A 26,961-nucleotide genomic window follows, 5' to 3' on the forward strand; every position below is an offset into this window, starting at 1 on the left:
GGGTTGGGGAAGATCGGTCGCGAGTCGCATGGATTCGAAAACACTCATTCTGGCGATCGTTCCGGTCATCCTGGCCGGTGTGTTCATTCACGTCGTCAATGCCGCCATCCATCGTGACAGTGACGGGCCGCGCTGGTGGCTGGCCGGGACGGCCGCCCACGGCCTCGGTCTCGGCCTGATCTCGCTGCGCGGCGTCGTGCCGGACCTGTTCGGCATCGTCATCGGCGATATCCTGGCGGCCGGTGGTTTCATGATCATGCTGGAAGGCCTCGCGCGGTTTGCCGGCCAGACGGTCCCGCGCTGGCAGCATGCCATGCTGGCCGCCCTGATCCTGATCGGCTTTCCGGCGCTGACCTGGATCGTCGACAATGCCGCGATCCGCTTTGCCATTTTCGGAGTTGCAGTGATCGTGCCGAACCTTCTGATGCTGCGCTATCTGCAGACGGTCGGGGCGCGGGCCGGCCAGTTCGGGGTCCGGCTTCTGCGCTACAATATCTACTTCTTTGTGCTGTCGCTGGTTTTTGTGTGCGGCGATGTTCTGCTGCTCGATCCGGACATGCCGGGCATTCTCGCACCAAACCAGACTGTCGCGGTCGGCATCCTGTCGATGATGGTGGTGGAGACCAATCTGGTGTTCGGCTTTGTCCTGTTGTCGGCCGGGCGCTCGGCCTCGGTATTGCGACAGGCGGCATTGACCGACTATCTCACGGGCTTGCCGAACCGGCGCGCGTTTGAAGCGCAGGTCGCGGCGCGCCTCGCCGAGGAGCCGGACGATCAGCCCAAGGCCGCGCTCGCCGTGTTTGATGTCGATCAGTTCGAACAGGTCAATGATACCTACGGCCATGATGTCGGTGACGCCGTGCTCCAGCATGTCGCCAACGTCCTTGGCGCTGCCCTGCGTCAGACCGATCATGTCGCGCGACTGGGCGGCGAGGAGTTTGTCGCGCTCATCCATGCCGGTTCCGGCGCCAGCGCGGCCGAGATTGCCGAGCGGGTCCGGGGCGCGGTCGAAGCCCAGCCCTTCCGCAGCGACGGTCTGGAGATCTCGGTGACGATTTCAGCCGGCCTGGTGGAGCTGGCCGAGGCGCAACCATCCCTGACACGGCTTCTCAAGCTCGCCGATGAAGCTCTCTACCGGGCCAAGGGCGCCGGCCGGAACCGGATCATCCTGGCCGCCGCCTAGGGCCGCCAGAAGCGCGGGCTGAGCAGGATCAGGACCGCGAGGACCTCCAGCCGTCCAATGAACATGTTGGCCGTCAGAACCCATTTCGCCGGATCCGGCAGGGGCTCGAATGTGCCAGCCGGGCCGATGATCGGACCAAGGCCGGGGCCGACATTGGCCAGCGTGGTCGCGGCACCGGACAGCGCTGTGACCAGGTCCAGCCCCATCGCCGAGAGGATGGCGGCCGAACCCGCGTAAACCGCAAAGAACACAAAGAAGAAGCCCAGCACAGAGTGCAGGATGCTCTCCGAGACCGGCCGACCATTATAGCGCATCGGGATGATGGCATTGGGCTGCAGCAGTCGCGCGAGGTAACGCCTGATGGCGGTGCCGGCGATCTGGTAACGGAAGATCTTGATCGAGCAGGTCGTCGACCCGGCGCAGCCGCCGATGAACATGAAGACGAAGAAGCAGGCCTGGGCAAACGAGCCCCATTGTCCGTAATCCGTGGTCGCAAACCCGGTCCCGGTGATGATCGAGACGGCATTGAAGCTGGCATGCCGCCAGGCGGCCACACCGTCGGTCGGGGTGTGCTGGATCATCAGGAGTGCGGTCAGGCCGACCGACGCAACCAGGACGACGAGCAGGAAGCCGCGCACCTGTGCGTCCCGGAAAAGATTGCTGAACCGGCCGCGCGAGGCGAGCACGTAGAGGCCGAACGGCAAGGAGGCCAGCACCATGAAAACGGTGGTGATCACATCGGCGCCGAGATGGACGTAATTGCCCATTGAATTGTCGGACGCCGAGAAGCCGCCGGTCGAGAGGGTCGACATGGCGTGGCAGATTGCATGCAGCCAGTCCATGCCGGTCGCCAGATAGGCCAGGAAGCAGATCAGCGTGAGGCCGGCATAGATCGCGGCAATGCCGGCTGCAATCTGGGTCGCACGGGGCAGGACCTTGTCTGACTTGTCGCCGGTCTCGAGCTGGAACAGCTGCATGCCGCCAATCCCCAGCATCGGCCAGAAGGCCATTGCCGTGACGATGATCCCGATGCCGCCGATCCATTGCAGGATGGCGCGCCACAGCAACAGTCCGGGCGGGCGGAAATCGAGACCGGTGATCACGGTGGCGCCCGTCGTGGTCAGGCCGGAGATGGATTCGAAGATCGCATCGGTCCAGCTCAACTCCTGGCCGGAGAGGCGCAGCGGCAGCGCGGCGCAGAGGGCCAGGCCGAGCCAGGCGCCAACGATCAGGACGAAGGCGCCGCGTGGCGGCATGTCGCCGACCGGGCCACGGGTCGCCAGCGTGATCGCGCCGCCGACGAAGACGCCGATGACCGCGGACAGGATGAAGGCGGTCGCGCTTTCCTGTTCGCCCTCGGCGAAGTCGACGAGCGCCGGGAACACCATGGTGACGGCCAGCACCGTCACCATCATGCCGATCATGAAGAGAACTTGCCTCAGGGCCTGGGTCACGGGCGCATGATTTCCGGCTGGGGACGGGTCATCGGATTGCGATCATTGCTCAGTGCAGCCACAACCGGTCGGATGGCCGGTCCAGCGAGAAGCCGGGAATGGTCGCGGCAAAGCTTTCACCATCGCCGCGGCGCATCTCATAGCTGCCGCTCATGAAGCCCGACGGGGTGCTGAGCGGGGCGCCGGATGTGTACCGGAAGCGCCCGCCAGGCTCAATAATCGGCTGCTCACCAATCACGCCCATGCCCTGGACATGCTCGGTATTGCCGTTGGCGTCGGTGATCGCCCACTGGCGAGCGATCAGCTGCACCGGCTGTTCGCCGGTATTCTCGATCTCGATCGTGTAGGCCCAGACATAGCGCCCTTCATCCGGAAGGCTCTCGTCCTCAAGATAGTCCGGACTGACACTGATCCGCACGCCGCGGCTTTCGTGCTCATACATGGAGGGCCCCTGTGACCGGCCGCCGGGTGCGAACCTGATCCTGAAAAACTGGCGCTATCATCGACCTGCGCGCAAAGCGGCTCAACCCCCACGGTCAGCATGGCTGGACAGGGCGCGCCGGATGTTGGACATCTGCCAGCCCGCAGACCTGCTGATCGTGACCCATGGCCGACACCGGAATTCTCCCCGACCATTATCTTTCTGCCCTCACCGAGCGCGGCATCGTGACCGTCGAGACACCTCTGGCGGACGGACAGGTGCAGCCGGCCAGCATTGATTTGCGTCTCGGCAACAAGGCCTGGCGCCTGAGGGCCAGCTTCCTGCCCGGGCCGGACCGGACCGTGGCCGAACGGCTTGACGATGACCTCGTCATGCACACCGTTGATCTCAGCGCCGGCGCCGTGCTGGAAACCGGCTGCGTCTATCTCGCACCGCTGCAGGAAGGCCTGAAGCTGCCCGCCGGCCTGACCGCGGCCATGAACCCGAAAAGCTCGACCGGCCGGATCGATGTCTTCACCCGTGTCATCACCGACCGGGGTGTGGCCTTCGACCAGGCGCCGGTGGGCTATGAGGGTCCGCTCTACGCCGAGATTTCGCCCTGCACCTTCTCCATCCTGGCGCGTGAAGGCGACCGGTTGAGCCAGATCCGCTTTCGTCAGGGCGCGCACTCGACCCTGCGCGACGTGACCGTCAGCGTCGACCTTGCCGGCTTCGATGACGGGATTGTCGGCTATCGCGCCCGGCGCCACTCCGGTCTCGTGGACCTGGCCAGGATTGCGGGGCATGCGGCCAGCCGTTTCTGGGAGCCGCTTTATGCGCCGGACCGGCGTCTGATCCTCGATCCGGGCGAGTTCTACATTCTGGCGTCTCAGGAAGCGGTCGAGATCGGTTTCGACGAGGCCGCCGAAATGGCACCCATCGCGACCGAGATCGGCGAGTTCCGCGCCCATTATGCCGGTTTCTTCGACCCCGGCTTCGGCAAGGCCGAGGCGGGGGGTGTCGGTGCCCGGGCCGTGCTGGAAGTGCGCGGCCGCGATGTGCCCTTCATGCTCGAGCACGGCCAGCCCATTGCGCGGCTCGTTTATGAGCCGATGCTGGCGGCCCCGGAGACGGCGTATGGCCAGCTGGCATCCAACTACCAGGCCCAGGGTCTCAAGCTCTCCAAATTCTTCAAAAGCGAATAGCGCCGATTTTCTGGGTTTTCCCCTTGATTGTCGCGTCACGAGGCTAAATCTTACGCCCCAGTAATCCATTTGTTGGGTTTTCGTAAGGGAGGGGAGTATGGCCCGTTTGCTAGGCCTTGCATCAATGCTGTTCATGGCGGTGGGGGCTGCCCATGCGCAGCCGCCGGTGCCATCCATCGACGACTACGCCGCCATGGCAAACATGTCGTCCGTAAACATTTCGCCGAATGGCGAGCGCATCGTGTTCATCTCCGGCGAGAGCCGGGCCGAACGGTCGATCGTGATCTATTCCCTGGTGGGCGATCCGCCGCAGGTGATCGATGGCGGCGATGACCAGGTTCTCGCGGCTGTCTCCTGGGCGAATGATGAAAACCTCATCGCCACCTATTCCGAGCGCCGCGACCTCGCGGCCCAGGGAGAACGCGCGGATGTGTTCCGCAACTACATCGTCCGCGCTGACGGCAGCCGGAACTGGGAACTCAACCAGTATGCCAGCCTGGCCAATCGTGACATCTCCGACCCGGATACGGCGCTGGTCTGGCTCCCGGTCCTGCAGGACAATCGGGGCTCGCGGACCGGCGGGGACTCTGTCCAGCGGGCCGTCGGCCTGTTCCGTCAGGGCTTCGGTCGCGACCGTGACCGCCGTCGCGTCTTTATCGGTGATGGCGGCTATACATATCTGCTCAATGCCGAGAATGAACCGGTTGTCCGATACGCCTTCGATGACGGCGAATTCGAGCTCTGGTCCAATCTGGATGACAGTGGCTGGGAGCGCGTCTACTCGGAAAACCTGACCCGTGAGCGCTTCCGCTTCGGTGCCCGTCGGTCTGACAGCTGGATCGGCCGGATGACCAATATGGCCGGCCTCGATTCGACCGGTCAGTATGGCTACTTCACCTCGCGCGTGAACAATGACCGCGCGGCGGTGTTCCGTTTCAACTTTGAAACCAACGAGATCGAAGGGCCGATCGTTCAGTCCGACCTGGCTGATGTCGGCAGCTTTATTCGCGACTGGCGCACCAATGCCATCATCGGTGTGCGTTGGAACGAAGAGCGGCAGCACGTCGAGTATTTCGACGAGACCTTCGCCGGTATCCAGTCCCAGCTCGAGGGGTTCTTCCCGGACTCGAATGTCTCGATCTCCAGCTTTGACCAGGATTTCCGCAAGGTGATCATTTCGGTCAATGGCGGTCAGACCAGCCAGAGCTATTACTTGCTCGATCGCGACACCGGCCAGATGGCCTTCCTGTCGGGTGCCTATGCGCGCATTCCGGATGAAGCGATTGCGCCGGTTGAAGTGGTCCACTACGCCGCACGCGACGGGCTGGAGCTGTTTGGCTATCTGACCACGCCGCCGGGCCGTGAAGCTAGAGATCTGCCGCTCGTGATGCTGCCGCACGGTGGCCCGCAGGCGCGTGACAATTACGGTTTTGATCCGTGGGCCCAATTCCTCGCCGCCCGTGGATATGCGGTGTTCCAGCCGCAATTCCGGGGGTCCGAGGGTTTTGGCCGCAACTTCATCACCATGGCTCACGGCGAATGGGGACGGTCCATGCAGGACGATGTCTCTGACGCGGTGCACCACCTTGTCGAGACCGGTGTCGCTGCTCGCGACCGTGTCTGCCTGTTCGGCTGGTCCTATGGCGGCTATGCCGCCCTGGCGGGTGCCACGCTGACGCCGGAGCTCTATCGCTGCGTGATTGCCGGTGCGCCGGTGTCCGACGTGTTTGCGATGATGGAATATGAGACCGGCCGCTTTGGTGGCGCCTCGGTGACCTACTGGGCCGAGTATATCGGCGACTGGCGCAGCGAAACCGAGTACATAACCCGGATCTCGCCGGCCCTGAACGCCTCTGACGTCCAGTCTCCGCTGATGATCATCCATGGTACGGACGATCTCATCGTGCCCTTCGAGCAGGCCGAGATCATGGCCGAGGCGATGCAGGCTGCGGGCAAGCCCTACGAGCTGGTCGCGATCCAGGACGGCCCGCACCAGTCCTACCGGATGACGGTGGACAATGTGCGCGAGCTCTACACCAATCTCGAGCGCTTCCTGTTCGAGCACAATCCGCCGGACGCTGCCACGCAGTAAGTCCAACGGACAGACCTGACGAGAAAGGGCCGGTGAAAACCGGCCCTTTTTTATGTGCGATTTTTGTGGGCCGGGGCTGCATGTGCGTGCTTCCGCCGCGTGGGTCTGTCCGTGTATGCTCGCCCCATGCGGGTGTAGCTCAATGGTAGAGCAGAAGCTTCCCAAGCTTACGACGAGGGTTCGATTCCCTTCACCCGCTCCAGCCTCCCAAATTGAAAGACGAACCGTCGCCCGCCGCGCTCACATCCGCCGCGGGCGCAGCGCTTCCGGGTCGACGCCGAAGAGCTGGACCAGATGAGCCAGCAGGGCGACGCAGAAGGCGGCGGCCATGATGGCGATCAGGGTCCAGGGGATCATGCGCGGGCCGCGCTCGGGTCGCACCGGTTGTCCGGCGCGCCAGCGGGCGAGGAAGAAGAGGCCGATGCACACGGCGATTCCGACAAGGGTGGGGATGAGAGCGAGATACATGGCGCTTCCGTCAGGGCGCTGAGGCCGTGTTCGGTCTTCTCCCAATGGTGGGGATCACTCAGGAGTTGGCGTACGGCGCGCCCCGCCGCAAGGGTCTGCAGCAGCCAGTAGACCGGCATGCCGGCCAGATCGACTGTCCGCAGCGGCAATCCGGCCCGCCTCATCGCCACACCCGCGCAGGCGATGGCGCTGGCATATCCGGTGAGCATGAAGGCCAGCGCCAGCAGGCCGGATGTCAGCGGGGCGCCGGGCAGGGTGAGGGAGAACAGGCAGGCCAGGCAGAGCGGGGCATGCAGCAGGGCAGAGGCAAAGGCGCCGCCGAGCACCAGCGCGCCGGGCCAGACCTGGCGCCAGGGCGTATCGGGGCAGCGGACAAGCACGCCGATGGTCTGGGCATAGCCCTTGATCCAGCGAGTGCGTTGCTTGATCCAGGGCGACAGGTTCAGCGGCGCTTCTTCCAGGGTCATCGGTGCGATCAGCCCGCAGCGATAGCCGGCCGCGTGCAGTCGCAATCCGAGGTCGGCATCCTCGGTGACATTCCAGGCATCCCAACCGCCGACGGCGACCAGTGCGTCGCGGCGGAAATGATTGCTGGTTCCGCCCAGCGGCAGCGGCCAGCCCAGGCGTTGGTAAAGCGGCAGAAGGGCATGGAAATGCGCGGCATATTCGAGCGCGAACTGGCGTGAGAGCCAGCACTCGTCGCGATTATACCAGTTCAGCGGCGCCTGCACGCAGGCGAGGCGCTCATTGCCAGCCAGGAAGGCCTCCGCAGCTCGCCGCAGCTGGACCGGGTCCGGTCGGTCCTCGGCGTCGTGAACCGTGACCAGGGGTGTGCGGCACAGCCGCAGGGCGTAATTCAGGGCGCGCGGCTTGGTGCGGGGCTCGCCGGGCGGGACGATGACGATCTCGAAGCGGTCGTCGAGCGCCAGGCCGCGGGCGGGCTGGATTGTTGCATCATCATCGGCCTCCAGAACCAGCTTGAAGCTGATCCGGTCCGCCGGATAGTCGATCGCCGCCAGGCCGCGCACCAGCTGTGGCAGCACTGCCGCCTCGCGGTAGAGCGCCACCAGAATGGTGGCCGCGGGGAGTTCGGCATCGGCGGCCCGCGGCGGGGTCAATGGTTTGGGCGTCAGCGCAAGGGCGGCGAGGCGCAGCGCGATCAGTCCGGTGAACAGCACACTGACCAGACCGCTTGCGGTCATCAGCGCGAGGCCCGGCATCAGCAGGGCCAGCAGGGCCGTCACTGCCAGTCCGGCCATGACACACCGCCCGAGGGCTCGCGATGTCGCGCCGAACGCACTCAGCCCGGGCGCGCGCCAGGCCAGTCCGAACGCTGCCTCGCTGGCCCACATCCGGGCCAGTTGCGGTGAGGGTGAGGCGAGCTTTGTCGGCTTGAAGGCGCGACCACCCTGCGGTCGCCAGGGATGAGGCGGCGTCGTCGGTGGTCGCCCTTGTGTCCGCGCAGCGTCATTCATCAGGACCATGTCACAGCCTCCCGAGCGCCCTTGAGCGCGCAGAAAAGCATAAATACAGCCTTAAGGCGAATCGAAGAAAATTACCCTTTAGGGTTTATACAGGCGACCAGCGTGGGCTGGCCGAGGTCCTCATTCGCCAGCTCGAAGACGCAAACGGTAGCGGTCGGATAGCCAATCGGCAGCTGGCGCGAGGCGTCACAGCGCAGCGCCAGCTTGTGGGCGAAGCCGCCAATCCCGGGGTTATGGCCGACGAGGAGAAGGGTGCGGGCCGGGGCCAGCGCGTCGCGGGTGGCCCGTTCCAGCATCTCGGTGGAGGCGTGGTAGAGCACCATCGGGTCTTCCACTGTCGGTGTCCCGAGCTGGGGGATGAGCTGGTCGAAGGTCTGGCGGGTCCGCCAGGACGGCGAGACCAGGGCCAGATCGGCGGTCAGGCCGAGCGCCGCCAGCGCATCGGCCGTATCGGCCGCATCGCTGCGCCCGCGCGGCGTCAGGCCGCGCTGGAAATCGTCTTCAGCTTCGAGCCGGTCAACGGCCTTGGCGTGTCGCATCAGGATCAATGTGGCAGTCATGGCATCCGGCAGGTTGGCGGCAGGTTGGCGATCATCAGCACGCCTGACCAGCAGGGTCTTGAACTGACCGCAGACAAGGCGCACCTACTCCTAGGCCAGTTTCGAGATGTTTTGAACCGAGGAGAAAGCCATGGGTCTGCTGTTGGGTGATATTGCCCCGAATTTCCAAACCGAGACGAGTGAGGGTCCGATCAGTTTCCACGACTGGATCGGTGATGACTGGGTCGTCTTCTTCTCCCACCCGGCTGACTACACCCCGGTCTGCACCACCGAGCTGGGCTTCACCGCCAGGCTGAAGGACGAGTTCGCCAAGCGTGGCGCCAAGGCGATCGCCCTGTCGGTCGACAGCGTCGAGGACCACAAGGGCTGGATCAAGGACATCGAGGAAACCCAGAATGTCCGGATGAACTTCCCCATCATTGCCGACACCGACCGCAAGGTGTCCGAGCTCTATTCGATGATCCACCCCAATGCCGATCCCAAGCTGACCGTGCGCGCGGTCTACATCATCGATCCGAACAAGAAGATCCGCGCCACCTTCACCTATCCGCCGAGCGCCGGCCGGAATTTCAACGAAGTCCTGCGTCTGATCGACAGCCTGCAGCTGACCGACGGCTACAAGGTCGCCACCCCGGTCAACTGGGTCGATGGTGATGATGTCATCATCGTGCCGTCGATCTCCGACGCTGAGGCCGACAAGCTCTTCCCGGCCGGCTACAACAAGATCAAGCCCTATCTGCGCGTGACGAAGCAGCCGAACAAATAGGCGGATTGTCCATCGAGACACGGTTTCAAGGCGCCCGCGGGATTCCCGGGCGCCTTTTCCCGGTCCGTATTTGACAAGTCTCCTTGACGACAAGCATCCTTTACATCATAAGACAAGGACGCTTTACAAAGGAGTGTGTGATGACATTTCGCGATTGGGTCAATGAAATGGGCGGCGCCGGTGAGACGCCAAGCCTGGTGTCTCTCGCCCTGTTCGCGGCGGTTTTCCTGCCGTCGATCTTTCTGGTCGGTATGGCCGGACCCTGGCTCGACACGATCCGCGACGCCGTCGCGGTCCTGTCACCGGAAATGAAAATGGCCGGAATGACGGTCTTCATTCTGGGCCTGATGGCCCTGGCCCGTATTGCCAGTCTCGTGTTCGGCAAAAAGGGCGCGTCATGAGCGCAACACAGCGCCAGGCATCGGTCAGCCGTCGATTCTTCTGGCGCACTTTCGCCACGATGATCACCTTCGCGGTGATCCTCGTGGTGATCGACAAGACGCTGGACCCCTCGCGCAATGGTTGGGATGCGGTCTCGGCCTGGCCGCTGGTCGTGCTCACCTGTCTGCCCCTGATGGTCTATGGCTATGAAGTGATCCGCTATGTCCGCTCCATCGACGAGATGCAGGCGCGCATGCAGATCCGGGCCGGCGCCATCGCGGCTCTCGGCATGCTGCTGGCCAGCGCGGTCTTCGGCGTGGCCGAGATCTACGGCCAGATGGAACCGCTCAACATGACCATGCTCCTGCCGATTGCAGCCGTGGTGCACAGTGTGGCGGCCCTGGTCCAGCAGGTGCAGGTGCGATGAAGAACCGGCTCAAGGAGCTGCGCGCCGACAAGGGATGGAGCCAGCAGGCGCTGGCCGACCATCTCGATGTCTCACGCCAGACGGTGAACGCGTTGGAGACCGGCAAGTACGATCCCTCCCTGCCGCTGGCCTTCAGGCTCGCCCGCCTGTTCGGCGAGCCGATCGAGAGCATCTTTGACGATGGGTGGCAGCCCTAGCCGCCAGCAGGCCTAATCCAGCGTCTGGCGATAGCGCAGCATGGCCACGGTCGCGATCACGGAGAAGATCACCATCAGCGGCCAGACCTGTGGCCAGACATGCTCCAGGCCGGCGCCCTTCAGCATGATCTCACGGACGGCCCGGATGAAGTGGGTGGCCGGGATGGCCTGGCCAATCGCCTGGGCCCAGTGTGGCATCGCAGCAAAGGGAAACATGAAGCCGGACAGCAGGATCGACGGCAGGAAGGCAAAGAAGGTCAGCTGCATCGCCTGCATCTGGCTGCGCGCCACGGTCGAGAACAGGAAGCCCAGCGCCAGATTGACCAGGATGAAGAGCGAGACCGCAACGAGGAAAGCCAGGGGAGACCCCTGGAAGGGTACACCGAACAGGAAGCGCGCGCCGGCCAGCATGATCCCCACCTGGATGAAGCCGACCACGACATAGGGCGTGATCTTGCCGATCATCACCTCGTGCGGCCGGGTCGGGGTCGACAGCAGGGCTTCCAGTGTACCGCGTTCGGCCTCGCGGGTCAGGGCCATCGAGGTCATCATCGCCATGGTCATGGTCAGGATGATGCCGAGCAGGCCCGGCACAATGTTGAGCGCTGTCCGTCCGGCCGGATTATAGCGTCGGTGCACGATTGTCTCGACCGGCGGTGTCAGGGTCCCCAGCATCGGTTCCAGGGCCTGCTGGACGATGGTCGCAAAAGCGCTGCTTCCCGAGCCGGCAGCGACCGGGTCGGTGGCATCGGCATCGAGCAGGATTTGCGGCCGCTCGCCGCGCGCGAGGGCGCGTTCAAAGCCGGGCGGGATTGTCACGATGAAAACCGCCGCGCCATCGCGCATGGCATTCTCGGTCGCGGCGCCCGGCGCGACCGTGCCGATAATGTCGAAATACTCCGACGTTTCCATGGCCTGCACGATGGCCCGACTGGCCGGACCGCTATCGCCCATCTCGACCAGGGTCGGCAGATGGCGCGGATCGGTATTGATGGCGTAGCCGAACAGCAGGAGCTGCATGACCGGAATACCGACCATCATGCCGAAGGTCAGCCGATCGCGCAGCATCTGGATGAATTCCTTGCCGAGGATGGCGAGGATGCGGGACAGGCTTTTCATGAGGCGCGGCTTGTCATTTGAAATTGTCCTCGGCGCCGCTCATCAGCCAGATGAAGGCTTCCTCCAGACCGGTCTTGGCAGGTGTGACGGTCAGGTCATCGCGGGATCGATAGGGGTTCGCGGCGGTCGCCAGCGCGTCAGCATCGCGGCCGGAAATGTGGATGGCAGCGCCGAAGCGGGCGATCTGTTCGACTCCCGGCGCGTGTTCCAGCGCATCATAGACCGGCTGCAGGCCCGGCCCCTCGATACGGATCGTGTGCAGACCAATGCGCTGCGGGATTTCGCCCGCCGGTGCGTCGATCAGTTTGCGGCCATAGGCGATGAAGGCGATATTGTCGCACTGTACCGCCTCATCCATGTAGTGGGTCGAGACCAGCACGGTCACACCCTGACGGGCCAGCCGCCGGATACGGTCCCAGAAATCACGCCGGGCCTTCGGGTCCACGCCAGCCGTCGGCTCATCAAGCAGGAGCAGCCCCGGCTCATGCATGGACGCAGCAGCAAGCGCCAGTCGCTGCTTCCAGCCGCCGGACAGATTGCCAGCCAGTTGCCTGGCGCGCGGCGCGAGCTCGTACTCCGCCAATGCCTTGTCGACCACGGCGCGGGTTTTCGGCAGCGCATGCAGACGCGCCATGAAGGTCAGGTTCTCGCGGACGGTGAGATCGCCATAGAGCGAGAAGCGCTGGGTCATGTAACCGACCCGCGATTTGATCTCGCGGCTTTGGGTAATGATGTCGAGCCCGAGCGCTGTGCCGCCGCCGCCATCGGGTTTCAGGAGTCCGCACATCATGCGGATGGTCGTCGTCTTGCCCGAGCCATTGGGACCGAGAAAGCCGTAGATCTTGCCCGGTGGCACCTGCATGTCGAACCCGTCGACAACCCGGGTGCCGCCAAACGACTTGCTCAGCCCGGTCACATCAATGGCGAGCGCTTCGCTCATGGCAGGGGCTCGAGGAAGAGCGGCGTGCCGGGCGGGGGCGGGGTGCTGTCAAAGCGCGCTTCGGCCCGGTAGACGAGGCGGGCCCGCTCGGTATCGGAATAGAGAATGGGCGGCGTGAATTCGGCCTCGGCATCAATCGTCGTGATGGTCGCGACCAATCCCGAGGCGCAGGCGTCACAGCTGACCGCGAGACGCGTACCGACGGGCCGGGCTGCCAGCTCAGGCTCGGGGATGAAGAGGGTGGCGTGCACCGCCCCGTCCGGCAGGAGTTCGTAAACGGGAGCGGTCGGTCCGGCCTGCTCGCCGGCGAAGCGCAGCTGTCGGTGAATGCGGGCCTCAACCGGCGCGGTCACCGTGCGCAGGCCCAGCCGGTAGAGGGCGCCGTCATGCTCGGCCTCGGCTGCCGCGATCTCGGCCTGCAGGGCCCGCAACTGGTCCGAGCGGGCGGGCAGCTGGACGATATTGAGCCGCTGGCGCATCTCATCGACCCGGGCGTCGGCGCTGTTGGCCGCCGCTTGGGCGGTATCGAGCCGGGCCTGGCTGATATGGCCGTCCTCGAACAGGGCCTGGCTTCGATTGCGGGCCTGGTCGGCTTCGCGCTGCGCCGCGAGCGCCTGGCGCAGCAGGTCGCGGGCGGCGGCAATTTCCGGATCGCGGGCTCCGGCGAGGGCATCATCATAGCGTGCCGTCGCGGCCTGGATGCGCGCTTCGATGGCGGCAAGGCTGGCCTGTTCCGCCCGATCATCCTGACGCAGCAGCACGGCACCGAGGCTCACGTGCTCGCCTTCGCGCGCCGATGCTTCCAGGACCAGGCCCGGCTGTTCCGGCCCGACGCGGATGAAGTCTCCCTCGGCATAGCCATGAAGGGTCTGCGTTTCTGGCGCAGAGCAGGCCGCGAGTGCAGCGGCGACGACAAGCACGAGCGCAGGCAGTTTGGCGAAGCGGGTCATGAGGTGAGGGCTCTCGGGGCGGGGGCTCTTTGGGCGGGGGTCTGGGCTTGAGGCCGTTGAGAAGGATGTCGGCGATCGCATCGGCCATCGCCACCGGATCGGTCAGCCGGTCGGCTTCGAAGGCGAAGATCGTGGTCAGCGCCATGTGCGCGATGCCCGGACCGGCCGTCGTCCGCATGAAGGCGTCGGCATCGACATCGCGGAAAACGCCGGCCTCGACACCGCTGGCCAGCAGCGCCCGAAGTGCACGCCGCGCTATGTCGAGCACATGGCTTCGATAGAAGGCGGCCAGGTCGGGAAAGCGTCCGGCCTCCGAGAAGACCAGGCGCGGCGCGGCGTTGATGTCCGGGTCGCCCATGGCGGTGAACAACATGCGCAGCAGGCTGCGAAAGGCGGCCTCCGGGTCCTGCGGCGCGCCGAGTGCGACGAGCTGTTCCGCAGCCCTGGCCAGCTGGCCGGCTGATTGCTCGACCAGCCCGTTCAGCATCGCTTCCTTGGACGGGAAATAGAGATAAACCGCGCCTTTCGACAGCCCGGCTTCGCGGGCAATATCCTCAACACGCGCGGCGGCAAAGCCTTTCGCCGAGAACACGGACAGGGCGGCATCAAGGATTTCATCCGGGCGGGCGTCCGGGCGGCGACGACGTTTCGCGAGCTTTGTCATGCCTTGTTTATAACTGACCGGTCAGTCATTAACAAGGCGTGTTGCAGATCGCCAACCCGGATGATGTAGGTTGGTGCGGCCTGATCCATCGCGGAAGGAGCTCATGATGAGCTATGATATGTTCTACACCGTCCTCAACCTGTCAGTCGTGCCGGCCTGGGCCCTCCTGATCCTGGCGCCTGGCTGGGCGTGGACGCAGCGCCTCGTGCACGGCGCGTTGATCCCGCTGGTCCTGGCGGCAATCTATCTGGGCTTCCTGACGCTGGGGATCGGCTTCGGCCAGTCCGACCCTGAGGCCGGGATGTCCAGTCTTGGCGCGGTGCACGCCCTGTTCTCGCACCCGGTCGGCCTGCTCACCGGCTGGGTCCATTTCCTGGTCTTCGACCTCTTTGTCGGCGCCTGGATCGTACGCGATGCCCGCCGCATCGGCCTGAGCCGCTGGATCGTGACGCCGGCGCTGCTCCTTACCTTCATGTTCGGCCCGGCCGGATTGTTCATCCATCTGCTCGCCCGCAAGGTCAGTGGCAAGGCCGGCTGGTCGCTGGACGAGGCCGCGCCCTGACGGGAGGGAGCGCGTCGGGGAGATGAGGGGGGGGCTTGTTGCCGTCGGCACGTCCGGTTGAACCTGTCCCTCTCCCGCGGAGGGCGAGAATGGGGAGGGGCACCAAGCCCCGCCCGCTTGACCATCCCGCGCATCCCCTCTACCTCGCGAGCCTTCTGTTCACCTGCATGAGAAAGTTGCCCGGGATGTCTGTCTCCGATCTTGCCCAAAACGCGAAAGCCTGGCCGTTCGAACAAGCGCGCCTGCTCAAGAAGCGTCTGGACAAGCTGGGGCGAAAATCCGGGCCGGTCGTGTTCGAGACCGGCTATGGCCCGTCGGGGCTTCCGCACATGGGCACGTTCGGCGAGGTGGTGCGCACCACAATGGTGCTGCGCGCCTTTGATGCGCTGACCGGCGGCGCCTACGAGCCCGAGCTGATCTGTGTCTCCGACGACATGGACGGCATGCGCAAGGTGCCTGACAACCTGCCGCAGCAGGACATGCTGAACCAGCACCTGCAGGAGCCGCTGACCGTGGTGCCCGATCCGTTCGGCACGCATGAAAGTTTCGGCGCCCACATGAATGCCCGCCTGCGCGGTTTTCTTGACGGGTTCGGCTTTACCTACACCTTCCAGTCGGCGACCGAGCTCTACAAGTCCGGCGCCTATGACGCCATGCTCAAGCGGGCCGCCGAGCGCTATGATGACATCATGGCGGTGATGCTGCCGACGCTGGGGGCGGAACGCCAGGCGACCTATTCGCCCTTCCTGCCGATCTCGCCGAAGACGGGCCGGGTCCTCTATGTACCGATGAAGTCGGTCGACGCCCAAGCTGGCACCATCACCTTTGACGATGAAGATGGAAGCGAGACGACGCTGCCGGTCACCGGTGGTCATGTGAAGCTGCAGTGGAAGCCCGATTTCGGCATGCGTTGGGCCGCGCTCGGCGTCGATTTCGAGATGTTCGGCAAGGACCACCAGACCAATGCGCCGATCTATTCGCGTATCTGCAAGATCCTCGGGGCCGAGCCGCCGACGCAATTTGTCTACGAGCTCTTCCTCGACCAGAAGGGCGAGAAAATTTCCAAGTCCAAGGGTAATGGTCTGTCGGTCGAGGACTGGCTGAAATACGCCCCGCCGACGAGCCTCGCCTACTATAATTTCGTCAAGCCGAAGACGGCCAAGCGCCTGTATTTCGACGTCATTCCCAAGGCGGTGGACGAGTATCTCCAGCATCTGGCAGCCTATCACGGCCAGGAGCCCGCCCAGCAGCTGGAGAACCCGGCCTGGCATATCCATGACGGCAACCCTCCGACCGACACCTCGCCGATCTCCTTTGCCTTGATGCTCAACCTCGCCTCGGCCGCCTCGGCCCACAATGCCGAGGTGATGTGGGGCTTTATCGGCCGTTATGTTGACGGCGCCACGCCGCAGAGCCACCCGCTGATCGACCAGCTGGCCGGTTTCGCTGTCCAGTATTTCCAGGACTTCGTGAAGCCGACCAAGTCCTTCCGCGCGCCGACCGACATGGAGCGCGCCGCCATGGAGGACCTGCTGGTTCGCCTCAAGGCGATGGGGCCGGATGAGCGCGACGCCGCGAAAATCCAGGATGAGGTCTTCTCGGCCGGCAAGACCCAGGACTTCGAGAACTTGCGCGACTGGTTCCAGGCCCTCTATGAGGTCCTCCTCGGCCAGTCCCAAGGGCCGCGGTTTGGGTCTTTCGTGGCGATCTATGGAGTGACCGAGACCATAGCCCTGATCGAACAGGGACTCGCCGGCGAACTCGCAAACACCTGATTTCCTGAGATGACCCGCTGGCCGGGTCATCTTTTTACGACCTGATGTCAGAAAAATTTGACATCAGGTCTGTTCGCTCTTACATGTCGGGTTGTCAAAAATACCTAACACGAAGAATGGAGTGCTTAACATGGGTTTTCAGGAGAAAAGCAATATCGCCATGCTGGTCCTGACCGGCGGCGTCTACGCCTGGTATTTCATCAGCTCCGCTGGCGTCCTGTTTGGCGGGAGCGTCAGTCCGGAGGAGGCGCTGGCCCTGACCAATCTCAAAATGCTGGTCACTGTCGGGGCTATCATCATCGCGTCCATCATCGCCCATATCGCCATCGCGATCGCGGCGCCGTCTGACGCCAATGAGGACGCCGACGAGCGCGACAAGCTGGTCGAGATGCGCGGCGACCAGCGCGGCGGTCTGGTGCTGGCCTTGTTTGCCCTTGCGGCGATGGCATCGGCCATGATGGCGCAGCCCTATCATCTGATTGCAAACCTGGTCCTGGCAGGTCTGGTCGCCGGTGAGCTGGTAAAGGGTGTCTCTAAGCTGATCGACTACCGACAGGGCGTATGATCATGGCCAAGCCGACCCCGATTACCAATGAGATCCGCACGCTGCGCTTCCATGCCGGCGAGATGACCCAGGCCGAGCTGGCCCGCCAGGTCGGTGTGACGCGACAGACCATCATCGCGATCGAGCAGGGCAAGTACTCGCCCTCGCTCGAAGTGGCCTTCAAGATCGCCCGGGCCTTCAAGGTCGGCCTGGATGCGGTCTTCCACTATCCCGAGGACTGATCCGTCATTCGGTTGCGAGACGCAGAATTTCGCTGCAATTGTTTGCGTGAAAGCCTGGGTTTAGACGTTGTTTATCCCATATCTCTAACCAAACCTGTGACAACCTGCGCGGAAATGTTGGGGAAGGGCACGAATTGACCAGCTCGTACTGGCACATAGTGACGTTTGCCGGCGGCCTCCTGGTCGCCGGGCTGACTCCGGCGCTCGGCCAGGGCCGGGAGTCGGAGGCCGGTGTGGCGGTGTATGAGCCCGCGGCCTTCCGCGAATTCCTGCCCCGTACCGCGCTCGATATCGTCAATCGCCTGCCGGGGTTCGGGATCAATGGCGGCGACAATGTGCGTGGCCTCTCCGGTGCCCAGGGCAATGTCCTGATCAATGGTCGCCGACCGCCGCGTGGCAGTGGCTCGCTGAGCGCTCGCATTGCCGCGATCCGGGTCGAGGACCTGGTCCGACTGGAGTTGATCGAGGCCGGCGCCCGTGATGTCGACATGCAGGGCTACCCGCTTCTGCTCAACATCGTCACCCGCCAGACTGCCGCGACCCGCGTTGATGGCCGAATTGAGATCGAGCCGCGCGAGGATGGCGGCGAGGAGCAGCAGGGTGAACTGACGGCTTCGCTGACCGGCGGCCGCCTCGAGCTGGAAGCCCGGATCGATCTTTATGACGAGACGCTGACGGACTATGGTGAAATCCGGACTTCCACAGCGGACGATCCCGAGGCGCGCGCCTCGGTGGACGAGATCGACAGCTATACCCGACGGGACTGGCAGGTCCTTGCGACCTATCACGTGGATGAACGCAATGATTTCGAGGTCTCGCTGTCGACCGAGCGGCGTGACAATACCAGCCGCCCGACACCGGACGTTGTGGCCGGGTCGAGCCTCATCGAGACCGGAAGCTCCGAGTCCGTCCAGCGTTTCGGAACGGCGCGCTGGCGCCACGACCTGACCGATGCCGTTCAGTTGATCGGCCTGGCCACGCGTCGGCAGGGCGAGGCGGTTGCCAGCGATACGCTCCGCTCGAACGGCACGTTGAGCGAGTCCGCCTCGATCCGCGAGACGTCCGAGACAGCGGTCCGGGCCGATCTGCGCTGGCGGCCGCGTGACACGCTGACCCTCGAAACCGGCCTGACCTGGGCCAGCAACATGCTGGAAGGCGCCTCCTCGGCCTATATCGATGGCGTCGAGCAGGCTGTCGACGGCGATGATGCGCAGGTTGAGGAGACCCGTTCGGCCGTGCTCGCCTCGGCGACCTGGATCCCGACCTCGCGGATATCGGCCACCCTGGGGGGGCGGATCGAGCACTTCTCCCTGGAGAGCTCCAATCAGGGCGGCGCGTCCCTCAGTCTGACCGACGTGGCGCCCCGCGCCGATCTGAACTGGACGCTGGAGAATGACTGGACGCTGCGCCTGAGCACGGAGCGGGAGGTCGGTCAGCTCAATCTCGACCAGTTCCTCGCCTCCACCGACCTCGACAATTCACTCAGCACAGCCGGGGCAGCCACGCTCGAGCCGCCGCGTGACTGGGTGCACGAAATCACGCTGGAGCGGCGCCTGGGTGAGCGCGATCTTCTGCGCCTGCGCGCCGCGGCACGCCGGGCCGACAATCCGGTCTCCAGCATTCTTGATGAGGACGGCAATGTCCGTCCCGCCAATATCGGACCGGAGCGGATTGAGCGCGCCACCGCAGAATTCGAGCTCGACCTGACCCGCTATGGCATGACCGGTCTCAGAATCGAGGGCTATGCGAGCCGCCGTTGGTCAGGTCGCCTTGATCCGTTGCAGGGTTTCGCCCGCAATACGTCGGGCCACCGTGATTTTGATCTCAGCTTTGGCATCCGCCAGGAATGGGCCGAAGGGCGCTATGTGATCTCGGCCGAGGTCGAGGATCGGGCCCCGGCGACGCACTACGGCCTGACCGCGATCCGCAAGGAAGCCAATGGTGTCAGTCTTTCCCTGGATGGCGAGCTGCGGCACGCGGCCGACTGGCGCTCGGGTGTCGATACGCGCTGGGAAGGCGACCGCAAGGATACGGTCTATGTGTTCGACGGGGTGCGCCGTCCGGGCGAGGGGCCGGTCCTGGTCAATACGCAGGATCGGTCCGAGGGGGTCTATGTGGCGCTCTGGTCAGAGTGGGAAGTGCGTGAGGCAGCCTTCTTTCGGGTCTCCCTTCGCTCGGGACGCGAGCGCACGGGGATCAGCCGAGTCGATACCCCCGAAGGCGTATTTCGCGACGAGCTGAGGCGCCAGGCCGATAATGTCCCCTCCCTCAACCTGCGCCTCCGTTTCCAGCGCTAGCGGCGCCGGATCGTCATCGGCATGTCGGTGTCCGGCTGCAGGGTGATACGCATCACCGGCACCGGGTCGCGCTCGCCGGCGAAATCGAGGCGCAGGCGGCTGGCGAGGCAGGCCATCACGATCACCATCTCCATCATCGCAAAGCGCGCGCCGATGCACACCCGTGGCCCCAGCCCAAAGGGCAGGTAGGCATCTTTCGGAATGCGCCCAGCCGCCTCGCCGAGGAAGCGGTCCGGGCGGAACTCGTCGGGGTGTTCCCAGATGTCGCGCTGGCGATGCAGCAACCAGGTCGAGACCAGGACGTCGGTCCCGCCGGGCACGGGCAGGCCGGTGACCAGATCCCATTCCTTCGAGGTCCGGGCCAGCATCGGGGCGGACGGGTAGAGCCGCAGGCTTTCCTTCAGCACCGCTTCGGTGAAAGGCAGCAGACGCGACCAGTCCGACGGCTCGGCGCCTGCGAGGTCCGCGCCGTCGATCTCGGCCTCGAGACGCGCCAGCGATGCCGGGTCGCGCGACAGGAGGTAAAGCGTCCAGGCCAGTGAGCGTGCCGTGGTCTCATGGCCTGCCGCGAGGAAGGTGAGGAGGTTGTCGATGACCGCGGTGTCGTCCAGCCCGGCACCCAGCAGGAGGTCGAGGAAGTCCGGCGTCCGTCCGGCGGCCTCGGGTGAGGGGGCGGCGCGACGGGCGGCGGCGACATCGCCGACCTGCTGCCGCAAATCCTTGATCACCTTGCGTGACTTGCCCTGACCGATGCGGGGGATCCAACCGGGAAAATGGGCCAGATCGAACAGGTGCGGAACGCCGGATATCTCCAGAAGGTCACAGATGCCTTGGGTGAAGCGGGCCTTGTCGAGTGCGTCATCGCCGGAGAACAGCGTCTCCATCAGCACGTCCAGCGTCAGCTCGACCATCAGGTCGGAGACGCTGATGGTTTCCCCGTCGCGCGCCGCGAGCCGATCGACCGTGGTCTCGCAGACCGACCGGATCTGTGGCGCAAAGCCATTGACCTTGCGCGGCGTGAAGACCGGTGAGACGGCCTTGCGGGCCGTCCTCCAGATATCACCTTCCGCCGTCAGCAGGCCGTCGCGCAGGAAGGGCCGCAGCACGGCCTGGCGGAGCGGGTTCATGCCATAATTGGCGGCGTTGGAGACGAAGCAGTGATGGATCGCGTCCGGATCGTTCAGGATCAGGCTGGACCGACCCAGAAAGCGGAAGGGTGCGAGCCGGATCGAGAAATGATGCTCGCCCCAGATTTCCAGCGGGTTGCGCTGCATGGCCTTGAAATAGGTCCAGTAATCGGACGGCATGAGCTTGCCGACGCCGCTATAGCTGGCATAGGGCGGTTTGGGTGGCGTGAAGGCGGGGGTCATGGAACGATCCTCTGATACCGGCAACCTAGCCTGATTGCGCAAACGGACCAGCGCGCGAAAAGTCGCGGATGACAGCTTGCGCGGCGTGCAGGCTGGTCTAGGTTCGGATCATGCTCAAAACTGCGCGCCTCGCCTTGCTGCTTTCGCTCTCACTGCTCCTGCCGGTGCTCCTGCCGGTCCCGGCCTCTGCCGATCAGGCGGCTGCCGAGGCGGCGTATCGCGAGGGCGCCTGGGAGCTGGCGGCCTATGAAGCGCAAAACCTCGAGACCGCGGACGGCTATGCGTTCGCGGCCGGTGCGCTGCTGGCCAAGCTCATGGTGGATCTGGATACCGAGGACCGTGAAGCGCTGGCCGAGCGGGCGATCGACCTCGCCGAATACGCGCTGCGCCTCGATGAAGACAATCTCGAAGCCCGATTGCGGCTGGCCGGGGCGCTGGGGTTTCGCGGCCGCTACATGAGCGGGTGGCGGGCCTATCTGACGCGTCTCCCGCAACGCGGGCGGACCTTGCTGGAAGAAGTCGTGGCCCGCCAGCCGGACAATGCCTGGGCGCTTGGCATGCTGGGGGCCTGGCATCTTGAGGTGGCCCGCCGCGGCGGTTCCCGTGGTCTCAACGCGCTCGATGCCTCGGTTGAGGCGGGCATGGGCTATTACTCGCAGGCCATTGCCATTGATCCCGACAGCCCGGCACCGCGCTATTTCGAGGCGCTTGGCCTCGCGGCCCTGGACGAGCCGGCTTACCAGTCGCGTATTCGCGAGTTGGTCGAAAGCGCCCGCGCGCTGGAGCCGCGCGACGCGTTTGATGCCGCCATCCTCGCCGAACTGGACGAGTTTGCTACCTATCTCGGCGATCGCCGGGCCGCCTCAAACTGGGCGGATGCCCGTCTCGAGCGTTAGGGCGCTCGTTTGCCTGCAGGCTGGCTTACTGGCTGACCCAGACAATTCGCGCCAGCCAGCCGATCTGGGTCAGGGGCAGGTTGAAATCCGGTTTCGACGGATCAAGCGGCGACAGCCGGACCGACTGAATGGTTTTCTCGGCCAGGGTCCAGGCGCCGCGTGTCCCGTCGCGGCGCTGTACCACGATACGGTCGCCAACCCGTGTTGGCGCCTCATGGGACACAACAAGCCGGTCACCGGGGCGATAAACCGGCAACATGCTGCTGTCCTGGACTGTCAGGGCGAAGGCTTCGCCGGGGGCCAGGCCGGGAAAGGGGATGGCGTCCCAATCCGCGCCGGTCGGATAGCCGGTCGGGTCAAACGGGTCGGCCGCGGCTGTGTCGGCAAGCCCGCGCGAGGGCAGGGCGCCGGTCCGCGGTGTGCCGGAGATCAGGCTGGCAAAGTCATCAAAGTCGAGATGGGCTGCGGCGAGGGCCTTGGCGATGCTCTCCGTCGACGGCCAGCGCGGTTTCTTGCCGTCGGCGGAAACCCGTTTGGAGGGGTTGAAGGTCGTCGAGTCGAGCCCGGCGCGACGGGCCAGTCCGGACGGGCTGGTCTGCGCATGCCGGGCAAGGCGGTCGATCCCGCGCCAGATGTCTTCATGGGTCAGCATGGAGGCGGGACGCTATAGGAAAATTGTCCCATGCGCGAGTCGCGCTTGCCCGAATCCGCCTGTGGGGCTAGGCCCTCCTGATGATCATCAAGACTGCATATCGCCTCGCCACCCCTGAACGCTGGTCGGAGGTCATGGCGGATGGCCGTTTCGCCGGCGATCCCCATGACATCACCGACGGCTTCATCCATCTGTCTGCCATCGATCAGGTCGAGGGCACGCTCATCAAGCACTATAATGATCACCCGCGCCTGCTTCTGGTCGAGATCGATCTGGAGGCGCTGGGGGATACGGTGAAGTGGGAAAAGTCTCGCGGTGGTGCGCTTTTCCCGCATGTCTATGGCGAGATCCCGGCCAGTGCCGTGCGTGGCATGCGCCATGTTCGCCGCAATGAGGACGGCGACTGGGTCCTGCCGGCCGATCTGAGGAGCGGATCATGATCCACGACCTGGCCACGCGACTGCTGCACGGGCTCGATCCCGAGACGGCTCACCGGATGGGGATGAAGGGTCTTAAGGCGGGTCTCGGACCGCGCCAGTTCGGACGCGATCCGGACATCCTGCGAACCCGCCTCGCGGGTCTCGATCTGCCAAACCCGGTCGGGCTTGCCGCCGGCTTCGACAAGAATGCCGAAGCGCCGGACGCCTTGCTCGCCGCCGGTTTCGGCTTTGTCGAGTGCGGCGCGGTGACCCCGCGCGCCCAGGATGGCAAGCCGCGGCCCCGGGTTTTCCGCCTCGACGAGGATCGCGCCATCATCAACCGGATGGGCTTCCCCAACCAGGGGCTGGACCGCTTTCGGGCGCGGCTCGAAAGACGGGCCGGTCGCTCCGGCATTGTCGGGGTCAATCTCGGCGCCAATCTGGATAGCGAAGACCGGGTGGCGGATTATGTCACCTGCCTCGCGTCGCTGCAGGACCTTGCGCAATTCTTCACGGTCAACGTCTCCTCGCCGAACACGCCGGGCCTCCGCACGCTGCAATCCTCAGGAGCACTGGATGAGCTGCTGGCCGCCGTCGCTGCGGTTGGGGCCAAGGCTCCGGTCTTCCTCAAGATCGCGCCCGATATCAGCGATGCCGATGCCGATGTCATGGTCAGTGCCATTACCCGCCATGCCCTGAACGGGATCATCATCGCCAACACCACGATCACCCGCCCCGAAAGCCTGAAGAGCGACAGGATGGGCGAGGCCGGTGGCTTGTCCGGCCCGCCGGTCTTTGCGCGTTCGACCGAGCTGGTCCGGATGGTGCGCAAGGTGGCTGGTCCCGAGCTGGCCATCATCGGGGTCGGCGGCGTCGCCTGCGCCGATACGGCCTATGCCAAGATCCGGGCCGGGGCCAATGCTGTCCAGCTCTACACGGCGATGGTCTATGAGGGGCCGGGCCTGGTGCAGCGGATCAAGGCCGGGCTGGTCGAGCGGCTTCAGGTCGACGGGTTCGCGTCCGTGGCCGAGGCCGTCGGGGTCGAGTGAAGCCGGCGCTCGAGCGCCGGATAGGCACTCATCAGGGCGCCCGCTCTGGCCAGATAGAAGATCACGAAGGCCGCCCAGACGCCGTGATTGGCATAGAGCGGCGACAGGACGGCATCCGCAACCAGATAGACCGCAACCGCCGCGAGGCCGGCATTGCGCAGGATCTTGCCGCTGGTCGTGCCGATGAACACGCCGTCCAGCAGCCAGGCCGGTGCGCCCAGAAGCGGGACCATGGCGCACCAGGGCAAATAGCGGATTGCCGCCGCGCGCGCTTCGGGATCGTCGATCAGGGCGGTCAGGGCCGCCGCGCCGAACCACCAGGTCGCAATCGCGAACAGGCCGCCCGCGAGCAGCATGGGCTCTCCGGTCAGACGGACGCAGCGCCGCAGATCGCGGACCGAACGGCGCCCGAAGGCCCGCCCAGCCTCGGTTTCGGCAATGAAGGCGAAGGCGTCAAGAACGAAGGCCCAGACCGAGATCACCTGCAGGAGGACGTGGTTGCCGGCCAGCGCCGCCGTGCCCTGACGGGCTCCGGCATTGGCGAACCAGGTAAAGCCGACAACCAGGGACCAGGTCCGGATCATCAGGTTCACATTGACCTGGAAGAGCTCGCGGATGGCGGCCGCGTCGAGCAGGCGGGCCCGGTCGAGTACATTGGCGGCCCAGCCGCCCTGGCCGCGCAGGGTATGCGCCATGAAAGCCAGACCAACCAGTAGCGCCAGCCATTCGGCGATGGCGGTGGCAGCGCCGACCCCACCCGGCCCATAACCCAGTCCGAGCACAAACCAGAGGTCGAGACCGATATTGACCAGGCTGAAGGCGACATAGATCGCCAGTGTCGCGGCATTGCGTCCCAATCCGATCAGCCAGCCCGACAGTGCGAAGCTGGCCAGCGCGGCCGGCGCACCCCAGGCGCGGGCCAGGAGATAGTCCGCACCCTTGTCCTCGACCCGGACCTCGCCCTGCAGGACGGCAAAGCCGGCCAGGGCAATCAGGTCGCGGAGCAGGAAGACCAGCAGGCCGAGCGCGGCAGCGATGGCCAGCGCGCGCAGCAGGATGCGCTGGGTTTCGGCGCGGTTGCCGGCGCCATCAGCCTGCGCCGTCAGTCCCGTCGTGCCCATGCGCAGGAAGTAGAAGCTCCAGTAGAAGATGGAGAACAGCGCGCCGCCGAGGGCTACACCGCCCAGGTCGGCCTTGTCTCCGGACAGGCCGAGCACGAAAGTGTCGGCGACGCCGGCCAGCGGTACCGCAGCATTGGCGAAGACGAGGGGCCAGGCGCGCTGGATGACATCGAGCCGGGTCAGGGACGGAGCAGACATGCTCCGCACCTAGCCCGGCCCGGAAAGGCAGGCAACAGCCGCCGTGTCAGCGCGGCTCTACCGGTTCGGCCGCGGCGAGTGTGACAACCGCCGAGCGATGCGCGTCGAGTTGTTCCATCGCGCGTGCTGTGGCGTCCGAGATGCAGGCTTTCAGCATCACCGGGCGCAGGAGGTCGCCCAGCAACTGCTCGCGGCAGACTTCGGTCGCGGCCATCTCGATCCGGGCTCGCAGGTCGTCCAGACGGGCCGGCTCAATGAGGTCGGCGGGCTCGAACCGGATCTCTGCCTGTGTCGCGGCGGCGGTCTGTGCAAAGGCGGTGACCGGTGTGGCAAGCGCCAGAATACCGGCCAGTATGAGGCTTGCCAGGAGGGCGGGGTAAAAGCGTTTCATGGGTAGGCTCCAACATCGTTTTCTTGATTATGCGTTTTCGCATAATCTGAGGAGCCATATTGGGTATGAGTTTTCAGAATCCTAGGTGCGATTATTCCCGGGCCGCCTCTGGCAGCCATTCAAAAATGAATGACCGTCAGGCCTATCGCTCGCAGACGCCGTCCTGGCAGGTCCGTCGGGGGCGCAGCGGGGCAAGCCAGAGGTAGAGCTGGTTGAGCGGGATGCGGATCAGGGCCGGACGGGTCAGGCGGGCCAGCCAGCGCCAGCGCCGCAGCGGCATGCGCTCCCAGATCGCGATGAACGCCGCAACGCCGTCGACGAGACGACCATCGGGAAGCCGTACATGCAGGCTGGCCAGAGCCTTGTCGCGGTCGACATCGGCCGGCAGCTCGCCCGTGCAATCCTGCAGCTGGATCAGGTCCGGCGCCTGGCGGACATAGTGGGCCATCTCCCGCTCGCAGATCGGGCACTGACCGTCATAATAGGCCATAATGGCGTTGGACTGTGTCATAGCCCGTATATGGACCGCTCTACCGGGTCCGACGATGGGGCAGGGCGTCGCAGGCGACCGCATCAGCCCCGCTGCGGCCGCGCTGCTCCTTCCCCTGGAGCGGTTCTTCTCTGGCTGGTGCTCTCGGGTCTGCCATCGAGGTGTATCGCGGCAAGCACCCACGGTGTCAGTGCGGGGCGATGACCACCGCGACGGACCGGCTGTTGGCCTGCGCGTATTGGCGGTTCAACTGGCCCATTGCATCGGCGAAGGTGGCATTGAAGCATTCTTGGCGGACCCGTTGGGCGACCAGGCCGCGCAGACCGTGGGGACGGCAAACACGGTCCGTCACAGTGCGGATGCGATCCTCAACCGCGTCCCAGCCGGCCTGGCTGTCGAGATCATCCATGTGGAAGTGGATGGTCTGGGTCTGCGGGGCCGTGTCGACCGCGACGGCCAGCGGCGTCAGGGCGAGGCTCGTGGCGAGCGCGGCGAGCGTTGATGTCAGCATGGGGCTGTCTCCTTTGGCGTGGCCGGTCACCCCTCTGCGACCCGTCACCACGCCATCGAGACTGCCCGGCACAAGCTGTCCGCGCACTGACGGACGGGCTAAACCTTTGAGAGAAAGCGTTCAGAAACTGTCG

29 protein-coding genes and 1 tRNA gene are annotated in these 26,961 nt (G+C 65.0%); 16 read left to right on the forward strand and 14 right to left on the reverse strand.

Annotated features, from left to right (window positions below):
- Positions 1-28 precede the first annotated feature (28 nt).
- Positions 29-1,183, forward strand: coding sequence for a GGDEF domain-containing protein (locus AAA969_RS02430; protein ID WP_338243246.1), 1,155 nt, complete (start codon positions 29-31; stop codon positions 1,181-1,183).
- Here AAA969_RS02430 and AAA969_RS02435 read toward each other — a convergent pair.
- Positions 1,180-2,637, reverse strand: a complete 1,458-nt coding sequence (locus tag AAA969_RS02435; protein WP_338243248.1) for a TrkH family potassium uptake protein — start codon at positions 2,635-2,637, stop codon at positions 1,180-1,182. The two genes, AAA969_RS02430 and AAA969_RS02435, sit on opposite strands and share 4 nt — an antisense overlap.
- 49 nt (positions 2,638-2,686) lie before the next feature.
- Positions 2,687-3,079 (reverse strand): Co2+/Mg2+ efflux protein ApaG, encoded by a 393-nt coding sequence (apaG, locus tag AAA969_RS02440; protein ID WP_338243250.1) that lies wholly within the window; start codon positions 3,077-3,079, stop codon positions 2,687-2,689.
- Positions 3,080-3,243: 164 nt separating this feature from the next.
- Between apaG and AAA969_RS02445 the strand changes: the two genes are divergently transcribed.
- From AAA969_RS02445 to AAA969_RS02455, 3 genes are all read left to right on the forward strand, one after another.
- Positions 3,244-4,263, forward strand: coding sequence for a 2'-deoxycytidine 5'-triphosphate deaminase (locus tag AAA969_RS02445; RefSeq protein WP_338243253.1), 1,020 nt, complete (start codon positions 3,244-3,246; stop codon positions 4,261-4,263).
- A gap of 97 nt (positions 4,264-4,360) precedes the next feature.
- A complete protein-coding gene (locus tag AAA969_RS02450) occupies positions 4,361-6,355 on the forward strand; it encodes an alpha/beta hydrolase family protein (protein ID WP_338243255.1) in 1,995 nt (664 codons plus the stop codon).
- Positions 6,356-6,483: 128 nt separating this feature from the next.
- Positions 6,484-6,557 (forward strand) — tRNA-Gly (locus tag AAA969_RS02455).
- Between the two features lie 151 nt (positions 6,558-6,708).
- Here AAA969_RS02455 and AAA969_RS02460 read toward each other — a convergent pair.
- Together AAA969_RS02460 and AAA969_RS02465 are read right to left on the reverse strand one after the other, a co-directional pair.
- Positions 6,709-8,307, reverse strand: a complete 1,599-nt coding sequence (locus AAA969_RS02460; protein WP_338243257.1) for a glycosyltransferase family 2 protein — start codon at positions 8,305-8,307, stop codon at positions 6,709-6,711.
- A gap of 71 nt (positions 8,308-8,378) precedes the next feature.
- Entirely contained in the window at positions 8,379-8,951 is a 573-nt protein-coding gene (locus AAA969_RS02465; RefSeq protein ID WP_338243259.1) for a SixA phosphatase family protein, read from the reverse strand.
- Positions 8,952-8,997: 46 nt separating this feature from the next.
- Here AAA969_RS02465 and AAA969_RS02470 point away from each other — a divergent pair, with 46 nt between their 5' ends.
- The 4 genes from AAA969_RS02470 (at position 8,998) to AAA969_RS02485 (ending at position 10,638) form a co-directional block, all read left to right on the forward strand.
- On the forward strand, positions 8,998-9,633 hold the full coding sequence (locus AAA969_RS02470; RefSeq protein WP_338243262.1) for a peroxiredoxin: 636 nt from the start codon (positions 8,998-9,000) through the stop codon (positions 9,631-9,633).
- 140 nt (positions 9,634-9,773) lie between these two features.
- Positions 9,774-10,034 carry a hypothetical protein gene (locus AAA969_RS02475; RefSeq protein ID WP_338243264.1) on the forward strand — a complete coding sequence of 87 codons (261 nt, stop codon included), beginning with the start codon at positions 9,774-9,776 and terminating at the stop codon, positions 10,032-10,034.
- Positions 10,031-10,441, forward strand: coding sequence for a hypothetical protein (locus AAA969_RS02480; RefSeq protein ID WP_338243266.1), 411 nt, complete (start codon positions 10,031-10,033; stop codon positions 10,439-10,441). The genes AAA969_RS02475 and AAA969_RS02480 overlap by 4 nt, the downstream gene beginning before the upstream one ends.
- Entirely contained in the window at positions 10,438-10,638 is a 201-nt protein-coding gene (locus AAA969_RS02485; RefSeq protein WP_338243268.1) for a helix-turn-helix transcriptional regulator, read from the forward strand. The genes AAA969_RS02480 and AAA969_RS02485 overlap by 4 nt, the downstream gene beginning before the upstream one ends.
- A 12-nt stretch (positions 10,639-10,650) precedes the next feature.
- On the opposite strand, the gene AAA969_RS02490 is transcribed toward AAA969_RS02485, so the two are convergent.
- The 4 genes from AAA969_RS02490 to AAA969_RS02505 are packed head-to-tail and all read right to left on the reverse strand — an operon-like array spanning position 10,651 to position 14,311.
- Entirely contained in the window at positions 10,651-11,757 is a 1,107-nt protein-coding gene (locus AAA969_RS02490; RefSeq protein ID WP_338243270.1) for an ABC transporter permease, read from the reverse strand.
- Between the two features lie 13 nt (positions 11,758-11,770).
- The gene (locus AAA969_RS02495; protein ID WP_338243272.1) at positions 11,771-12,697 is read right to left on the reverse strand and encodes an ABC transporter ATP-binding protein; all 927 of its coding nucleotides are present in this window, start codon (positions 12,695-12,697) and stop codon (positions 11,771-11,773) included.
- Complete coding sequence (locus AAA969_RS02500; protein WP_338243273.1) at positions 12,694-13,473, reverse strand: HlyD family secretion protein; 780 nt, start codon at positions 13,471-13,473, stop codon at positions 12,694-12,696. The genes AAA969_RS02495 and AAA969_RS02500 overlap by 4 nt, the downstream gene beginning before the upstream one ends.
- On the reverse strand, positions 13,439-14,311 hold the full coding sequence (locus tag AAA969_RS02505; protein WP_338243274.1) for a TetR/AcrR family transcriptional regulator: 873 nt from the start codon (positions 14,309-14,311) through the stop codon (positions 13,439-13,441). The genes AAA969_RS02500 and AAA969_RS02505 overlap by 35 nt, the downstream gene beginning before the upstream one ends.
- A gap of 106 nt (positions 14,312-14,417) precedes the next feature.
- On the opposite strand from AAA969_RS02505, the gene AAA969_RS02510 reads away from it, so the two are divergent.
- From AAA969_RS02510 to AAA969_RS02530, 5 genes are all read left to right on the forward strand, one after another.
- A complete protein-coding gene (locus AAA969_RS02510; protein ID WP_338243275.1) occupies positions 14,418-14,873 on the forward strand; it encodes an ABA4-like family protein in 456 nt (151 codons plus the stop codon).
- 185 nt (positions 14,874-15,058) lie between these two features.
- Positions 15,059-16,648 carry a lysine--tRNA ligase gene (locus tag AAA969_RS02515; RefSeq protein WP_338243277.1) on the forward strand — a complete coding sequence of 530 codons (1,590 nt, stop codon included), beginning with the start codon at positions 15,059-15,061 and terminating at the stop codon, positions 16,646-16,648.
- A gap of 130 nt (positions 16,649-16,778) precedes the next feature.
- The gene (locus AAA969_RS02520; RefSeq protein ID WP_338243278.1) at positions 16,779-17,213 is read left to right on the forward strand and encodes a hypothetical protein; all 435 of its coding nucleotides are present in this window, start codon (positions 16,779-16,781) and stop codon (positions 17,211-17,213) included.
- 2 nt (positions 17,214-17,215) lie between these two features.
- Complete coding sequence (locus AAA969_RS02525; RefSeq protein ID WP_338243280.1) at positions 17,216-17,434, forward strand: helix-turn-helix transcriptional regulator; 219 nt, start codon at positions 17,216-17,218, stop codon at positions 17,432-17,434.
- 134 nt (positions 17,435-17,568) lie between these two features.
- Positions 17,569-19,731 carry a TonB-dependent receptor plug domain-containing protein gene (locus AAA969_RS02530; protein WP_338243282.1) on the forward strand — a complete coding sequence of 721 codons (2,163 nt, stop codon included), beginning with the start codon at positions 17,569-17,571 and terminating at the stop codon, positions 19,729-19,731.
- On the opposite strand, the gene AAA969_RS02535 is transcribed toward AAA969_RS02530, so the two are convergent.
- A complete protein-coding gene (locus AAA969_RS02535) occupies positions 19,728-21,101 on the reverse strand; it encodes a cytochrome P450 (RefSeq protein ID WP_338243284.1) in 1,374 nt (457 codons plus the stop codon). The two genes, AAA969_RS02530 and AAA969_RS02535, sit on opposite strands and share 4 nt — an antisense overlap.
- 110 nt (positions 21,102-21,211) lie before the next feature.
- On the opposite strand from AAA969_RS02535, the gene AAA969_RS02540 reads away from it, so the two are divergent.
- Positions 21,212-21,997, forward strand: a complete 786-nt coding sequence (locus AAA969_RS02540; protein ID WP_338243287.1) for a hypothetical protein — start codon at positions 21,212-21,214, stop codon at positions 21,995-21,997.
- 25 nt (positions 21,998-22,022) lie between these two features.
- On the opposite strand, the gene AAA969_RS02545 is transcribed toward AAA969_RS02540, so the two are convergent.
- Positions 22,023-22,649 (reverse strand): S24 family peptidase, encoded by a 627-nt coding sequence (locus tag AAA969_RS02545; protein ID WP_338243289.1) that lies wholly within the window; start codon positions 22,647-22,649, stop codon positions 22,023-22,025.
- A gap of 80 nt (positions 22,650-22,729) precedes the next feature.
- Between AAA969_RS02545 and AAA969_RS02550 the strand changes: the two genes are divergently transcribed.
- Together AAA969_RS02550 and AAA969_RS02555 are read left to right on the forward strand one after the other, a co-directional pair.
- Entirely contained in the window at positions 22,730-23,089 is a 360-nt protein-coding gene (locus AAA969_RS02550; RefSeq protein WP_338243292.1) for a DUF952 domain-containing protein, read from the forward strand.
- A complete protein-coding gene (locus AAA969_RS02555) occupies positions 23,086-24,117 on the forward strand; it encodes a quinone-dependent dihydroorotate dehydrogenase (protein WP_338243293.1) in 1,032 nt (343 codons plus the stop codon). The genes AAA969_RS02550 and AAA969_RS02555 overlap by 4 nt, the downstream gene beginning before the upstream one ends.
- Here AAA969_RS02555 and AAA969_RS02560 read toward each other — a convergent pair.
- From AAA969_RS02560 to AAA969_RS02575, 4 genes are all read right to left on the reverse strand, one after another.
- The gene (locus AAA969_RS02560) at positions 24,069-25,436 is read right to left on the reverse strand and encodes an MATE family efflux transporter (RefSeq protein ID WP_338243295.1); all 1,368 of its coding nucleotides are present in this window, start codon (positions 25,434-25,436) and stop codon (positions 24,069-24,071) included. The genes AAA969_RS02555 and AAA969_RS02560 overlap by 49 nt on opposite strands.
- Before the next feature lie 46 nt (positions 25,437-25,482).
- Positions 25,483-25,827, reverse strand: a complete 345-nt coding sequence (locus tag AAA969_RS02565) for a UrcA family protein (protein ID WP_338243297.1) — start codon at positions 25,825-25,827, stop codon at positions 25,483-25,485.
- 142 nt (positions 25,828-25,969) lie between these two features.
- Positions 25,970-26,338: a thiol-disulfide oxidoreductase DCC family protein gene (locus tag AAA969_RS02570; protein WP_338243299.1), complete on the reverse strand. Its 369-nt coding sequence runs from the start codon at positions 26,336-26,338 to the stop codon at positions 25,970-25,972.
- A 166-nt stretch (positions 26,339-26,504) separates the two neighbouring features.
- Complete coding sequence (locus tag AAA969_RS02575; RefSeq protein WP_338243301.1) at positions 26,505-26,828, reverse strand: UrcA family protein; 324 nt, start codon at positions 26,826-26,828, stop codon at positions 26,505-26,507.
- Positions 26,829-26,961: the final 133 nt, after the last annotated feature.

The sequence above is a fragment of the Maricaulis maris genome (assembly GCF_036322705.1).
Lineage (GTDB): Bacteria > Pseudomonadota > Alphaproteobacteria > Caulobacterales > Maricaulaceae > Maricaulis > Maricaulis maris_B.

Coding starts and splice junctions, on each gene's coding strand:
- AAA969_RS02570 (WP_338243299.1), bottom strand. CDS start 26,338: ATGACACAGTCCAACGCCATTATGGCCTATTATGACGGTCAGTGCCCG.
- AAA969_RS02480 (WP_338243266.1), top strand. CDS start 10,031: ATGAGCGCAACACAGCGCCAGGCATCGGTCAGCCGTCGATTCTTCTGG.
- AAA969_RS02560 (WP_338243295.1), bottom strand. CDS start 25,436: ATGTCTGCTCCGTCCCTGACCCGGCTCGATGTCATCCAGCGCGCCTGG.
- AAA969_RS02450 (WP_338243255.1), top strand. CDS start 4,361: ATGGCCCGTTTGCTAGGCCTTGCATCAATGCTGTTCATGGCGGTGGGG.
- AAA969_RS02535 (WP_338243284.1), bottom strand. CDS start 21,101: ATGACCCCCGCCTTCACGCCACCCAAACCGCCCTATGCCAGCTATAGC.
- AAA969_RS02550 (WP_338243292.1), top strand. CDS start 22,730: ATGATCATCAAGACTGCATATCGCCTCGCCACCCCTGAACGCTGGTCG.
- apaG (WP_338243250.1), bottom strand. CDS start 3,079: ATGTATGAGCACGAAAGCCGCGGCGTGCGGATCAGTGTCAGTCCGGAC.
- AAA969_RS02575 (WP_338243301.1), bottom strand. CDS start 26,828: ATGCTGACATCAACGCTCGCCGCGCTCGCCACGAGCCTCGCCCTGACG.
- AAA969_RS02565 (WP_338243297.1), bottom strand. CDS start 25,827: ATGAAACGCTTTTACCCCGCCCTCCTGGCAAGCCTCATACTGGCCGGT.
- AAA969_RS02475 (WP_338243264.1), top strand. CDS start 9,774: ATGACATTTCGCGATTGGGTCAATGAAATGGGCGGCGCCGGTGAGACG.
- AAA969_RS02525 (WP_338243280.1), top strand. CDS start 17,216: ATGGCCAAGCCGACCCCGATTACCAATGAGATCCGCACGCTGCGCTTC.
- AAA969_RS02485 (WP_338243268.1), top strand. CDS start 10,438: ATGAAGAACCGGCTCAAGGAGCTGCGCGCCGACAAGGGATGGAGCCAG.
- AAA969_RS02460 (WP_338243257.1), bottom strand. CDS start 8,307: ATGGTCCTGATGAATGACGCTGCGCGGACACAAGGGCGACCACCGACG.
- AAA969_RS02545 (WP_338243289.1), bottom strand. CDS start 22,649: ATGCTGACCCATGAAGACATCTGGCGCGGGATCGACCGCCTTGCCCGG.
- AAA969_RS02520 (WP_338243278.1), top strand. CDS start 16,779: ATGGGTTTTCAGGAGAAAAGCAATATCGCCATGCTGGTCCTGACCGGC.
- AAA969_RS02490 (WP_338243270.1), bottom strand. CDS start 11,757: ATGAAAAGCCTGTCCCGCATCCTCGCCATCCTCGGCAAGGAATTCATC.
- AAA969_RS02445 (WP_338243253.1), top strand. CDS start 3,244: ATGGCCGACACCGGAATTCTCCCCGACCATTATCTTTCTGCCCTCACC.
- AAA969_RS02540 (WP_338243287.1), top strand. CDS start 21,212: ATGCTCAAAACTGCGCGCCTCGCCTTGCTGCTTTCGCTCTCACTGCTC.
- AAA969_RS02555 (WP_338243293.1), top strand. CDS start 23,086: ATGATCCACGACCTGGCCACGCGACTGCTGCACGGGCTCGATCCCGAG.
- AAA969_RS02505 (WP_338243274.1), bottom strand. CDS start 14,311: ATGACAAAGCTCGCGAAACGTCGTCGCCGCCCGGACGCCCGCCCGGAT.
- AAA969_RS02510 (WP_338243275.1), top strand. CDS start 14,418: ATGAGCTATGATATGTTCTACACCGTCCTCAACCTGTCAGTCGTGCCG.
- AAA969_RS02515 (WP_338243277.1), top strand. CDS start 15,059: ATGTCTGTCTCCGATCTTGCCCAAAACGCGAAAGCCTGGCCGTTCGAA.
- AAA969_RS02430 (WP_338243246.1), top strand. CDS start 29: ATGGATTCGAAAACACTCATTCTGGCGATCGTTCCGGTCATCCTGGCC.
- AAA969_RS02495 (WP_338243272.1), bottom strand. CDS start 12,697: ATGAGCGAAGCGCTCGCCATTGATGTGACCGGGCTGAGCAAGTCGTTT.
- AAA969_RS02470 (WP_338243262.1), top strand. CDS start 8,998: ATGGGTCTGCTGTTGGGTGATATTGCCCCGAATTTCCAAACCGAGACG.